Origin of the sequence: Alicyclobacillus hesperidum (genome assembly GCF_900107035.1) — a bacterium.
Lineage (GTDB): Bacteria > Bacillota > Bacilli > Alicyclobacillales > Alicyclobacillaceae > Alicyclobacillus > Alicyclobacillus hesperidum.
The window spans coordinates 196,779-209,679 of record NZ_FNOJ01000001.1; the positions used below are offsets into that span (position 1 = coordinate 196,779).

A 12,901-nucleotide genomic window follows, 5' to 3' on the forward strand; every position below is an offset into this window, starting at 1 on the left:
ATGCGAACCTTTCGTTCTTTGCAATTGACCCTTGCGTCTGCGGCGCTTGCGTTCGCGTTCGAGCAAGCACCGGTGATAAGTGCCCAGACGATTTATAATACGCCGTATCCTTCGGTCATACGGGTTGCCATCCGCGCCAATAACAACCCGACCAGCCCTATTCTGTACGTCCAGACTGTCGGCTTTGAAGAGTATTGCGAAGACGTGTTGCCAAACGAGTGGATGCCCAGTTGGAACGCCGAGGCTCTTAAGGCCGGGGCAATTGCGGTGAAGATGTTCGCCTGGTACTGGACGCTCCACCCCACAACCGAAGGCGGATTTACATACGACGTGGACAACACCACAAACTTTCAGACATTCAAATACCTAAGCGGTCAAGTCGCCACAGATTTGGCGGTTCAAGAGACGTGGAACATGGTATTTGTGCCAAGCGACGGATCTATTAAGCCGCTCGACTTCCGGGCTGGCACACCAGATGGTAGCAACACGGGATACGTGGGAACCTTCATTATGTCACAATGGGGATCGCAATACTGGGCGCAAACCGCAAAGCTTCCTTTCACGACGATCCTCAGCCTCTTTTACCCCGGGTATCAACTGCGATTTGTTTAACGCCACTGTATCAGGGGGTCGAGCCCAAGTAGCTCGGCCCCCTTTTGTGAAACATTCTCCTGCTTCCACTGCGATCTTTCCCCCTTTTGCTGCGTCTAATCAGATGTAAAGAGATTGCGAGGTGCCATGGTCTCATGGAACGTTACCCATCGTCTGTCCGCGAAGAAATCTCGAGATTATACGAGCGCTATGCGGACGATGTCTATCGCTATGGGAGATTGACTCTGGGCACCGAAGACGATGCGTACGACGTGGTGCAAGAGACATTTTTACGGGCCATTCGCGGTTGGCCAAGATTTCGCAGGGAAGCAAGTGAGCAAACATGGCTGCTACAAATCGCGCGCAATGTCATGTATGACAAGTTTCGTAGACGTCGCTCCGAGCAAAGGGTGATGCAGTTTGCACAAATCCATCAAACCAAGTGGCAAGATGCCATCGATCACTCCCTTGTGATCGAAAGCGCCATCAGGAAGCTGCGCGAATCCTACCGTCAAGTGGTCATTCTACGTCATGTTGAAGGCCTTAATGTAGAAGAAACCGCACAAGTACTGGGGTGGAGCGAGAACAAGGTGCGTTCGACTACGCATCGTGCACTTGCCAAACTGCGAGACCTGCTCACTGACGATGAGGAAACGGGGGTTTGGGACAGATGAGCCATGGGCACAGCATCGAGAAGGAGCTCGAAAAAATGAAATCGGTTCGCATGTCTAAAGAACAGCGGGATGGCATCTGGGAGAATATCGTGGCCAATTTGGACAGCGTGCCAAAGCGCAACATGATACGCGCCCGCAGCGTATGGGCGTCAGTGGGAGGGGGTGCCGCTGCAATCGCGCTCGTCGTAGGTGGCTATGCTGCCGTGCACAAAGGATCACCGGGCCCACGTACGGCGGTTGAGGCGCCAGCCCAAGCCGGCTCGGCGAATGGTTCGCCCGCCATTCTGTATCAATTAAACAACTATGCAGCACAAGCCAATCGAGCGACAGTTCCCTTTTACGAAGACGGTCACATTGTCCAGGAACGAATGCCGATACAGAAAAGTTTGGAAATCGCCAAGGCACATAGTCCATGGCGAACCGATCCGGTCCTGTCTGCCCAAGCGTACACAGCCAATCTCTTACCTGCAGGTTTTGCTCATGCAGCTTGGAGCACCACGAGCCATCACATGTTGACCACGACCAAAAACGGCGTCATCGCGACATACCAATTGATGAGTAGGAACGATGCTGGCTCCCCGCCAACAGCGAACGTGCAACTTTCCATCACAGGTGAAGGACATCCATTGTACTATCACATTCATCTTTTTGAATTACAACATCGGTACGTATGGGATATCGCGCGAATTGTCCGTACGCCGGCCCCACCGATTCCGCTACCCTCAGGCATCAAATCGCTGTCAGTGAGCACAGGCCTCGCGGCAATCGGGTACGTACCGAACCAGTTCGACAAAGTTGCACGTCAGATAACAGTCTGGCTGGAGACGGCGACACGCACGTCGTATCAGCTACCGCCTGCGCCGGCGAACCTGATCTTCAACGTGAATGTCGCACCGGATACCCTGTATCTAACCGCGTCCGACGGCACACAGATTTCTATCACACCGGCCTATACGATCGTAAGACGAGACGAAAAGTATGAAGTGCTGACACAGCCCGACACCGTCGAATATAAGACTTCGACAGAAGTGGTGTATCTACATTGTCCAGCTTTATACAAGTGGCTTGACGATCACGCCTGGAAAGCATCGTTTCACCTGTCGTGAAACCCCGTTTATGCGCCAGTATTTATCTCCATTTCCTCCACATGGTTTCCGTGTTGCTTGCGCCATGTTGTCACATGCCAAGCAACACGAGCCTTGCAGGTTCCTTCTTTCTGGCTTCTGTGCATGTTGAACAACACACATCGATGAGTACAACCTTCACTACGATTGTAATCAGTACACTGTGACAAGGTGCCTAAACTTTAATGCACGGCTAGCAGCCAAACATACAAACCAGAGAGTGTGATAAACAGCGTTGGAAGCGTGAGCACAATACCTGTTTTGAAGTATTGACCCCATCCGATGCGCACCCCTTTTTGCGCCAGGACGTGTAACCAAAGTAATGTGGCAAGTGAGCCAATGGGTGTGATTTTGGGTCCTAAATCACACCCAATAACATTGGCGTAGACCATCGCTTCACGCATAAGACCCGTTACGGCGGCGGAGTGAATCGCGAGTGCACCCACCATCACCGTCGGTAAATTGTTCATAATGCTCGACAGGATGGCTGCAACAAAACCTGTGAACAGCGTCCCGGCGTAAAGCCCACCGTGCGTCGACCACTGCATGAGACGGCCGAGCAATGTGGTCAGTCCCGCGTTGCGAAGTCCGTATACGACGACATACATACCTATCGAAAACACAACGATGGACCACGGAGCACTGCGAATCGTCGACCACGGTGCGACGGTCTTGGTTCTCGCTCCGGCGATGAGAAACACCAGCGCAACCGCCAAGGTCACGAAGCTGACAGGGATATGAAACAACTCAGTCAGAACGTAACCGACAAGCAAGACAGCAAGGATAATCCAGGAAGCCAAAAACATACCTTTGTGCCGAATAGCACTTGCCGCCTCTGGCAAATCACTTGGGCGATAGGCATTGGGAATGTCCTTACGAAAGAAGAGATATAACATCAAGAAGCTAGCGACAAACGCAAACAAGTCAGGGACAATCATGTGTACGGCATAGCTGATAAAACCGACGCCAAAGTAATCGGCGGATACGATGTTGACAAGGTTACTCACGATGAACGGCAGTGACGTGGTATCGGCAATAAATCCACTTGCCAGTATAAACGGTAGCATCTTCCTCATGTCAAATTTCAACAGCTTCACTTTTTCTAGAACGATGGGTGTCAAAATGAGCGCAGCTCCATCATTGGCGAAGAAGGCGGAGACGATGGCCCCGAGTGTAATGACATACAAAAAAACTTTTCTCCCGTCCCCTTTGGCGACATGTGCCATTTTGAGCGCGGCCCACTCGAAAAAGCCAATTTTGTCCAAGATTATCGAGTTCATGATGATGCCTACGAATGCCAAGGTCGCATCCCAAACAATTTTCGTCACCGACCATACATCTGCAACATGCACAACATGAAGCAGCAGTGCGAGCACCGCACCGCCTATGGCACTCCATCCGATGGACAACCCCTTGGGTTGCCATATGACAAACACCAATGTCAGAACAAACACCGCCAGTGCGAACCATGCCGCGGGCGCTATCATGTGGCCACACCTTCAAATTCGACATGCAAATCTTCTTTATGTACCAATTCCTTCTCGTCCCCCAGTTTCGTCAACTCGTTCAGCGCAATCCCCACTTCCTGAAGGCAAATCTTGTTTCATGCATAGAAAACCCACATACCTTTTCGAGTTTCCTTCACCAGCCCCACGGCCTTCAGTCGACTCATATATTTTGACACGGCCGGCTGTGAGATGCCAAACAGTGGCACCCATTCACATACATACCAGTCGCGGATGTTCAACATTGCAATGATTCGACGACGCGTGGGATCCGCCAAGCCTTCAACGTGCTCGCGGGTTTTTCCAAATCCAATCCCGATCACCTCACATCATAACCACATCGTCATCAACCGATCAAACGACGCTCGTCGTCACCCTTCAGTCAGTACCGCACACATGCGGCCTAAACGTGTAGCATTTTGCTGACCATCGGTGGTCCGCCGACCCATCCCCACTCATACGTCATCAGCATGACAAAGTCGACTTCCTGCCCCAACGTCCGGTAATCGAACGCACCCATCCAAGGCTGATTCGGGTTGTCGGCCGTCTTTGGTCCCATCGCAATGGATATGCTGAGGTTCCGACTGCGCAAAGATTGGACCAACTCGCGAATAAACTCATTGTACAACGGCCGATCCGATGGACCCATATGTTCGAAGTCGACGTTCACCCCCGCATATCCTTTGCTTGTGCAGATCGATAAAGCCTGGTCGATCACGGTCTGACGTAAGGAGCGGTTGGCCAAGATGGAATGTGCGAGTTGCGTGTTGAAGTTGTTGCCATCGAAGTTCGTGATCGTGACAAGTGGGCGAATGTTGTATCGTTTTGCTGAGGCGAGCACGATGTCGTCCTTTGGAGCTTCAAAATGGCCATCAGCGCGAACCTGATAAGAGAATGTACAAACATATGTTAGGTCTGAGACGTCGCCTAAGATTTCCTCGTCGCTCTGCTCGCCCGTCGGCACGATGTACCCGTTTACTTCAATCGTTTTTCGCGTCGTGCGCCGCACAGGCAGATAGATTTGCGACCCTACCGAAAGTGCGGACCCACTCACATAGCCGGTCCAACTCGCGAAGACCGCAGGTGAAATACCGAAACGCTGCGCAATAGACTCCGGTGTATCACCTGATTGAATGGTGTAGGCTTGAACAGCGAGCGGATCTCCCTTCGGAATCAACAGAGCTAGACCCGGTACGATTTCGGTGCGCGAAGGCAGTTCGTTGTAACGCAAGATGTCGCGCACCGATACACCATAGGTGGCGGCAATCTGCCTGAGCGTCTCTCCAGAACGGACGCGATGAATTCGCATGGTATAGCCTCCCTGATGCAAAACAGTCACTCCAGCCTATGCTGGGGGCTGGCGTCATGCGCATCCGGGTTGGCTGATCTTTATGCAGACGTGGTTGAAGCGTTCTTCACAAAAATATCGGCATTGCCATCGGAATAAACCAACGTCCAATTCGGGTTATTCGAAAGATAAACAGTCAGAGCATAGCCTGGAGGCAACAATGCCGACTGAAAATTGTACTTGGCAAGCAATTGGGGAGCGTCCCACGCCAAGTTTTGCAAATCCATATAGTCTGCAAATACGCTGCTACGCAAAAAGATATCCGTGCGCCCGTCAACGAATGTCGGGACGCCGCGATATATTAAATATCCCCCATAATCGTACGCGTTTAACAACGGTCCTGGAATGTGGTGTTGAATGAGGTAGTTGACGGCCGCAACAGGATAAGCCCCAGGATCCATATGCGATGCCACCGTCCCCTTCACGGAAGGCATTTTCAATCCGAATTCGGCTACTTCAGCCAACAGCGCAATGAAACAAACGTAGCGGAAAAATCTTGATGGCGCAGTGAGCACCCGCGCCCAATCGTATGTGGCAAACCCAATCAAAGGTGCTCCCGCAATCGCCAGATAGGGCATGAAACGTTGGTAGACAAGTGTGAGTGCAAAACATCCGCCAAAGTAGAGGATGTACTTTAACGGAATCTCCCGACGCCGGGCAATGACGATCACAAGCACACCTGCAAGAAACGGAATGACGCCATATTTGTAGTACGAGCTATGAAAGTTTGGCGAATGCCATTCGTTAATCGAACTGGTCATCAGGGTGTTATTTGACAACAGGGCATAGGTAAATTCGTGATATCCATTGGGATTGAGCAATCCAAAACCGACGGATACCACAGCCGTGACAAGTAACCACAGACGGGTTCTGTTCGACAGACCATGCCTCTCTAAGCGACCAATGGTCGGCACAAATGAAACGACCACTTCAAATATCAACATCAGGATACCAATCGAGACCGACGCATGAGCGTTGGCCCAAACCAGAATCAACAAGGGAACGAGCACGAGCAACCAAACACGGCCGGATCGGACGCGCTCTAGAATAAGCAAAAACACAGCAAACATCGTGTAGGATACGAGTTGCGGACGCACTACCCAGAAGGCAATGCCGGCTGCCACCGCGATGATGGCCGCGATTGCAGCGAAGACGCGGTTGCCTTGTGACAAAGTTGAAACCAGACGATAAACGGCCAACACGGTGACCGTTTGCAAAAATACGACCAGTCCCCATACACCGGCAAATCCCAAGTGATTGGCAAGCCACGCAAGCACAACCTCAAACAGCCATTCTTGCGTCACCCAGGGTTGTCCATGCATGGACCACGAAAACGGATCCGTCGTCGGAATCTTGTGATGCGTCAAGATATAATCGCCTGTGGCGAGGTGCCAAGGCGTGTCTGGATCTGACAGCGGAAGGGCCGCGTGTACGGCAAAGTACAGAAGCCATCCGAGTAATATTACGTATTCTAGCCGAGCCCACGGCCTTGGTCGCTTCACTTCGATCACGCTGCCTCACCTCATATGTGCTTGCGCGTTCGCATGTCGAGATACATGACGGAAATCGCCACATAGACAAACGGCGTTGTCAACAAGGAAACGAGCAGCGATACGAGCAAGGCTCCCCCGCTCGAAGGAAACAATAGGTCGCCAAAGAGCGTCAAAACGCCTTGGGCGATGGAACAAATCACAAAGAGCAGGACAAAAAAGCCAAGCAAACGCCACAAGTCCCCGCGGGCAATTCTAAAACAACGGCGAATCGCTCGAAAGAAGCCGACGCCCTCCTCCGCGACCACGACGGGCAAAAACAAGGCGTGTAAGAAAAACCAAAGACTGGCGATCATGTACGCCAGACTACCTAATACGGTTACCACATACGCCAGTGCCTCGGAAATACCCGCAACGAGAGAAGCCAGGAGACTGACGGCGAACGTCCAGATGCCACTACCGACAACATATAGGACGATTGTCATGACAATCGTCAGGATGACGAGCGGCAATCTGCGAAAGGCGTCGTTGCCTGCATCCGCCGTCGGCACATCGATACCTCGTGCAATCATGCCAACGACGACACGGCTCACCATCGCGAGCATGAGCGGGAAGACAAGGAGCACGTAGACAAGCGTCAACAATGGGATCCACGTCGCATACGGCGCCGGGATGGCATGAAGCATTTGCCCAATGGTGCGAGCGGACTGCAGGCGCGACACCCAATTCGATGAGTCCGTCATACTCGCACTGCTCAAAAAGCGAAGTTGCACATAGGCGTTTAAGATTTGGAATGGTAGTAAGATAAGCGCAGAGGCCGCCATCATCGTGCGAAACCGGCGGCGATAGACCGCGAGCGACACCTGGAACACATCGCGGAGTGTAAACGATGTATGAGAAGGCAAACCGATTCCTCCTGCGAGGTTGTGGAATCGCAACCGGCGCAAACCCTGGAAGCGTCCCTATCATCATAGCACATCAAGGGAAGCCTGCGCGCCAACGAAACCATGATCACACGGACAGACTCGATTCAATGCCACTTTCCGCGTGCAGCCGCGCATAAAAGCCCCCATGCCGTAACAACGCCTCGTGTGTCCCCATCTCGGCGATCCGCCCTTGCTCAAGCACGATTATGGCATCTGCATGCCGGATCGTCGACAATCGATGCGCGATGACAAGCGTTGTCCGCCCTTCTGTCACGGCTGCCAATCCGCGTTGCACAAGCCTCTCCGTCTGACTGTCGAGGCTTGCTGTCGCCTCATCCAAGATCAAAATGCGTGGGTTTAAAGCGACGATGCGCGCGAACGAGATGAGTTGCCGCTCGCCCATGGACAGGTTGCTTCCTTTACCGTACAAAAAAGTGTCATAGCCATCTGGCAACCGCTCAATCACGCTATCTGCACCGACCGCCTTCGCCGCCCGCTCAATGTCTTCGTCGCCAAGCTCGGGCCGAAACAAGCGAATGTTGTCCCGCACCGTGCCGGTGAACAGACTCACATCCTGCTGCACAATGCCAACAATCGCGTGTAAGTCGCGCTGGCGCATGGACGCAATCGGCACACCGTCAATTTCAATGGTACCTGCCTGCGGTTCGTAAAAGCGCGTAAGCAGACTCATCAGCGAACTTTTCCCGGCTCCGGTCGCACCGACAACGCCAATCAACTGCCCAGGTTCGACGACAAACGAGATGTCGCGCAGCACGGGGCTCTCCGGCTGATACCCAAACGTAACGCCCCGAAACTCCACTCGCCCCAACACCCGTTTTGGATCCACGACAACAGGGTCTTCAACATCCACAATCTCGGGCTCGATGCGCAAGACTTGCCCGATTCTCTCTGCCGCCACCATCGCCGATTGCAAGGTGTTCCATTGCTGCGTCATGGCATTGATGGGCTGAAAAAACTGCTGGATGTAGCGGATAAAAGCGTACAGCGTACCGAACGCAATCGCCCGATGCAAGACGGCTTCGCCGCCAATGAAGACGACAGCGCTCACAGCCACATTTCCGAGTAACTCAAACGTGCGATTAAACCACACCGACGTCGTGTACTCGCGCACATTTGCATCGCGGTGCTGTTCATCCAACTGCAAAAAAGCCCGTCGCTGGCGTACCTCCTGGTGGAAAATCTGCGTGATCCGCATGCCCGCCAAATTCTCCGCCAAAAATGCGATCATCGCCGATAAGAGCGATCGCGTCTTCTGATAGCGCCTGCGCAATCTACCGCGAAATGAAATCGCAACGGCAAAGATGATGGGGATTAACACCATCGAGTAAAGCGCAATCCTGGCATTCAGGCGAAACATCGCGAACAGAATCATCAAGATGGACAGCCCATCGCGAATCAAACTCAAAAAGAAGTTCGTAAAAAACTGACTGACAGTCTCGGTATCACTCGACACGTTGGTAACCAATGTGCCAATCGCCCGCGAGTCAAAAAAGCGCATAGCTTGACGTTCAATATGCTGAAACAGCGATAGCCGGATGTTTTGAATGACACTTTGACCCGCCCGCTGCAAAAGCGTGACCTGAAGATAGTTTGCCGCAACTCCGGCGATCACGACGCCAATGTACACAAGTGCAATGATCAACAATGCATGTCCATTCGGATGCGCGGTCGCAATATCGCTGTCGATGGCGACCTTTACGAGATACGGCTGCAACACGCTCGACGCGTTAAACACAATGACCAACGCGATGACGAGAACGAATTGCCACAGATAAGGTCTTGCAAACGGTAGAAGACGGCGAAGAGATTTAACGCCGGGCTTCTGTTTTTGCGTGGGCTTGGTGGCACGCTCGTTCATGTGTCGATCACCTCCCCCTCTGCCTGCAACGCGTACGTCTGCGCATAAATCCCGCCTCGCTGAAGCAGTTCTTCATGCGTACCCTGCTCGGCAATCCTGCCTTCCTCCAGCACGATGATCCAGTCTGCAGTGCGCACGGCCGAAAGGCGGTGAGCAATGATGAGCGTCGTCCGGTTTTGGCGAACCTCTTGTAAAGCGCGAAGGATCCGCTTTTCCGTCTCCATGTCGACCGCGGACAAGCTATCGTCGAGAATCAGGATGGGGGCGTCCTTCAGCCATGCACGCGCGATCGCAGTGCGCTGGCGCTGCCCTCCTGACAATGTGACGCCGCGCTCCCCAATGATGGTGTCGAAGCCGTCTGGAAAACGAACGATGTCATCGTAAATGCACGCCGCCCGAGCCGCACGCTCGATCTCGCTTTCCAATGCATCCGACCGCCCGAACGAGATGTTATCGCGAATCGTCGTTGAAAACAGGAATCCGTCCTGGGGCACATACGCGATGGCCTCGCGCAATTGTTGCAATCGCAGTTCGCGTATATCACAGCCGTCGAGGAACACGGAATGGGCAGGTGGATCAAACATCCGCGGCAACAAGTTGACGAGCGTCGTCTTGCCGCTGCCCGTACGTCCCACAATGCCAAGCGTCTGCCCTGGTTTCAAATGCACGTGAATGTCGCGCAAAACGGGTTCATCACCGTCAGGGTAGCTGAAATGAGCGAGATCGATCCGAATGTCACCTCGGATGGTTGGGAGTTCCGCAGGGTGCTCAGGATCCGCAATTGCCGGCCGTTCATCGAGAAGTACCTGCAGGCGGGTCAACGATGCAAAAGCCCGTTGAAAATTGTTAATCACCTGCCCAATTTGTTGCAACGGCACGACCAATTGACCTAAGTACAAAGTGAAAGCCACGAAAGCTCCGAGTTGGATGGCATGTGTCACCGCGAGCCAACCGCCATAAAGCAGTGCAATACCGAATGCAATTGAGCTCGCCGTCGGAATGACCGCCTGGAACAGCGCAGTCTTGCGGACCAAGGATATCTGTTCAGCGACGATGTCGTTGACGCGAGCGTGAAAACGGCTTGCCTCAATCGGTTCGTTGGCTGTCGCTTTGACCAGACGGATCGAGGAAAAACTCTCTTCGGCGAATTCCGACATGGCAGACAGCGCTTCTTGTACGCGGCGCGACGATACCCTGACCTGGGGGCCAATCCAGACGATGAAAAAAGGAATTGCAACGAGTGGGATCATGCTGGCCAGCGTCAGTTTCCAACTGACGGTGGTGAACGTCATGATAAGCGTGGCGGTCATCAGGAAGATCGAGTTCGTCAAAATGTTGAAGCCACCGGATAGCGCCTCCCGGACCTGACGGACGTCGTTCATGGCGTGATTGAGGAGATCGCCAATGCTTCGCTTTCTGAAATATTCGGTCGACAGGAGTTCCCAATGCTCAAATAAGCGCAAACGCAAGAGGTATTCAAAACCGCGTGCCGCGCGCCCGTTTTGTGCCTGTCCGATGCCGTAAAAAAGGACATAGACCGAACCGACGATGAATAACAGCGCGGCGTACACCAAAATGCCGCGGCCGCTCAACCGATGCTTGGCAAGTGCATCGGTGAAGCGGCCGAGAATATTCGGAAATTGGACAAAAATAAATTCGGACACAATAATGGACAACGTCGATCCGATATAACCCCATTTATGGCGTAACAAGTAATCTCGTAAAAGGGATTGGGGGCTCATGGCAACCACCTTCCATTGCAAACACGTCAACTCTCTTACCTTAACTCAGTGCCCGACTGGCAGGCAAGCGGCCACGACCCAATATCCGAACGCACACACCACTGCCGTTACAGCGGCGCTTTTTAGTTTGTAATTGGCGTATTGCATGACAGGCAATTTCATCACGGTCGCCATCGCGATCGTGTTGTCGCTCAGAGGTGACGCAAAGCCCCCGAAAGTGCCGCTGGCAAACACGGCACCAGCGACGAGTGGCAAACTCTCTGCACCGCCAGCCGCCAGCGAAAAAGCGAGGGGCATCAGCATGCCCCAGGTGCCAAAGGAACTGCCCAGCACATAGGAGATGGCGCAGCCAAACAGAAACAAGGCGGGAACAATAAGATGCGCCGGAACATAGCGGACAATCTCCCGCTGGCAAAACGCAGAAAAGCCGAGATCGGCAGCGACCGCGGAGACTGCCCAGATCAGAACAAGAAGCACAATCACAGGCATCATCTCGTTACCCCCTTGCAAAAAGCCGATCATCAGCCGCTGCAAGGGCAGTCGCCGAACGGTGTAGAGGACGAACATCGCGACAACGGTGATCACCAAAGCTTCCAGCATTGCGCGTGCTGCATTAGCTTTTGCAAAGGCCGTAAGGACAGACACGCCCGGAGCGCGGCCCGATAGGTACGTAAAGACGACGGTTGCGCCGAGCAGGAGCGCGAGGGGCAGGATGAGGTTCAGTTGACTTGGACGGGCACGTTCCGCCAAGACTTCGACCGGATCCGGTACAGACTCCTCTGGTGCATGCGCCTTGGTCCGACGCAGTGGGCGCTGTACCGCCGCATCCGCCGGCATTCCGATGGCTCCTGTCTCGACGGCAAATGCGGCTCGTCGGCTCACGGCTGCACCTGCCCATGGAGAAGCGTTGCGCACGGCGTCGGTGGGCGGCCGATTTGTGTGCATCTTCGTACGCGAATGCCGGAAAAAGGTCAAACCGAATCCCACAGCGAGCATCGCCCATGCAAACAAGTTGAACGGTATGCTCAGAAGAAACAAGCGGTACGGCGAAGCCGTCGCAGCAGCGTGATCGCTCGATGTGTGCATGAGACCTACCATGTATGCGACAAATGCGGTGCCAAGTGGTACCAGCGCGCATAAAGGCGTCGAGGTGACGTCGATCGCGAAGGCCACTCGCTCCGGACGGACGCCGAAACGCTGAAAGGCGCGACTGACAATCGGCGCGATCGTCATGATGCGAAAATCAGGTGCCATGAATGTGAACAAGCTTGAAAGCCATGTGAAAGCAAAGGCGCCGCGCGGCGAACGAATGCGTTGCTCCATCCAATTCGCAAACCCTTGTACACCGCCACTTACCCGCAATAACCCGACAAAGGAGCCGAATAAATAGAGAAACAACATCAGACTAACATTGCCTGGAACAGCCATCTCGTTGCCCAAGTAAGTAAGCGCGGATGAAAGCCCGGCAACCGGTTGTGGATGCATCATGTAGGCCCCAGTGAATAGCCCTAGGGCCAATCCCAAAATGACCTGTTTAGTCAAGAGTGCGATTGGAATCACGACCAAAAACGGAATCAGTGATAAGACAGAACCGTGCATTGTTGGACAACTCCCCCTTGGCA

Annotated in this window: 11 protein-coding genes; 3 read left to right on the forward strand and 8 right to left on the reverse strand. The window is 53.4% G+C overall.

Annotated features, from left to right (window positions below; genetic code table 11):
• The 3 genes from BLU70_RS00940 (at position 1) to BLU70_RS00950 (ending at position 2,371) form a co-directional block, all read left to right on the forward strand.
• Positions 1–612 carry a SpoIID/LytB domain-containing protein gene (locus BLU70_RS00940; RefSeq protein ID WP_074691258.1) on the forward strand — a complete coding sequence of 204 codons (612 nt, stop codon included), beginning with the start codon at positions 1–3 and terminating at the stop codon, positions 610–612.
• A gap of 134 nt (positions 613–746) precedes the next feature.
• Complete coding sequence (locus BLU70_RS00945) at positions 747–1,265, forward strand: RNA polymerase sigma factor (RefSeq protein ID WP_074691260.1); 519 nt, start codon at positions 747–749, stop codon at positions 1,263–1,265.
• Between the two features lie 35 nt (positions 1,266–1,300).
• Positions 1,301–2,371, forward strand: a complete 1,071-nt coding sequence (locus tag BLU70_RS00950; protein WP_143027452.1) for a hypothetical protein — start codon at positions 1,301–1,303, stop codon at positions 2,369–2,371.
• Between the two features lie 200 nt (positions 2,372–2,571).
• On the opposite strand, the gene BLU70_RS00955 is transcribed toward BLU70_RS00950, so the two are convergent.
• From BLU70_RS00955 to BLU70_RS00990, 8 genes are all read right to left on the reverse strand, one after another.
• Positions 2,572–3,876 carry an arsenic transporter gene (locus BLU70_RS00955; protein WP_006448074.1) on the reverse strand — a complete coding sequence of 435 codons (1,305 nt, stop codon included), beginning with the start codon at positions 3,874–3,876 and terminating at the stop codon, positions 2,572–2,574.
• Between the two features lie 116 nt (positions 3,877–3,992).
• Positions 3,993–4,139, reverse strand: a complete 147-nt coding sequence (locus BLU70_RS14910) for an ArsR/SmtB family transcription factor (RefSeq protein WP_420168579.1) — start codon at positions 4,137–4,139, stop codon at positions 3,993–3,995.
• A 158-nt stretch (positions 4,140–4,297) separates the two neighbouring features.
• Positions 4,298–5,203: a LysM peptidoglycan-binding domain-containing protein gene (locus BLU70_RS00965; protein WP_074691264.1), complete on the reverse strand. Its 906-nt coding sequence runs from the start codon at positions 5,201–5,203 to the stop codon at positions 4,298–4,300.
• Positions 5,204–5,283: 80 nt separating this feature from the next.
• Positions 5,284–6,753: a hypothetical protein gene (locus BLU70_RS00970; protein WP_006448077.1), complete on the reverse strand. Its 1,470-nt coding sequence runs from the start codon at positions 6,751–6,753 to the stop codon at positions 5,284–5,286.
• A gap of 11 nt (positions 6,754–6,764) precedes the next feature.
• On the reverse strand, positions 6,765–7,637 hold the full coding sequence (locus BLU70_RS00975; protein ID WP_074691265.1) for a DUF7847 domain-containing protein: 873 nt from the start codon (positions 7,635–7,637) through the stop codon (positions 6,765–6,767).
• A 106-nt stretch (positions 7,638–7,743) separates the two neighbouring features.
• Positions 7,744–9,537, reverse strand: a complete 1,794-nt coding sequence (locus BLU70_RS00980; RefSeq protein WP_074691267.1) for an ABC transporter ATP-binding protein — start codon at positions 9,535–9,537, stop codon at positions 7,744–7,746.
• Positions 9,534–11,279 carry an ABC transporter ATP-binding protein gene (locus BLU70_RS00985; RefSeq protein ID WP_074691269.1) on the reverse strand — a complete coding sequence of 582 codons (1,746 nt, stop codon included), beginning with the start codon at positions 11,277–11,279 and terminating at the stop codon, positions 9,534–9,536. Before BLU70_RS00985 ends, BLU70_RS00980 begins: the two co-directional genes overlap by 4 nt.
• A gap of 45 nt (positions 11,280–11,324) precedes the next feature.
• Positions 11,325–12,878 carry a Na+/H+ antiporter NhaC family protein gene (locus BLU70_RS00990; RefSeq protein ID WP_040290693.1) on the reverse strand — a complete coding sequence of 518 codons (1,554 nt, stop codon included), beginning with the start codon at positions 12,876–12,878 and terminating at the stop codon, positions 11,325–11,327.
• Positions 12,879–12,901 lie beyond the last annotated feature (23 nt).

What these genes read in the sequence shown, in the direction of transcription:
- BLU70_RS00945 (WP_074691260.1), top strand. Translation starts at nt 747, where the DNA reads ATGGAACGTTACCCATCGTCTGTCCGCGAAGAAATCTCGAGATTATAC.
- BLU70_RS00980 (WP_074691267.1), bottom strand. Translation starts at nt 9,537, where the DNA reads ATGAACGAGCGTGCCACCAAGCCCACGCAAAAACAGAAGCCCGGCGTT.
- BLU70_RS00950 (WP_143027452.1), top strand. Translation starts at nt 1,301, where the DNA reads ATGAAATCGGTTCGCATGTCTAAAGAACAGCGGGATGGCATCTGGGAG.
- BLU70_RS00940 (WP_074691258.1), top strand. Translation starts at nt 1, where the DNA reads ATGCGAACCTTTCGTTCTTTGCAATTGACCCTTGCGTCTGCGGCGCTT.
- BLU70_RS00955 (WP_006448074.1), bottom strand. Translation starts at nt 3,876, where the DNA reads ATGATAGCGCCCGCGGCATGGTTCGCACTGGCGGTGTTTGTTCTGACA.
- BLU70_RS14910 (WP_420168579.1), bottom strand. Translation starts at nt 4,139, where the DNA reads ATGTTGAACATCCGCGACTGGTATGTATGTGAATGGGTGCCACTGTTT.
- BLU70_RS00990 (WP_040290693.1), bottom strand. Translation starts at nt 12,878, where the DNA reads ATGCACGGTTCTGTCTTATCACTGATTCCGTTTTTGGTCGTGATTCCA.
- BLU70_RS00965 (WP_074691264.1), bottom strand. Translation starts at nt 5,203, where the DNA reads ATGCGAATTCATCGCGTCCGTTCTGGAGAGACGCTCAGGCAGATTGCC.
- BLU70_RS00985 (WP_074691269.1), bottom strand. Translation starts at nt 11,279, where the DNA reads ATGAGCCCCCAATCCCTTTTACGAGATTACTTGTTACGCCATAAATGG.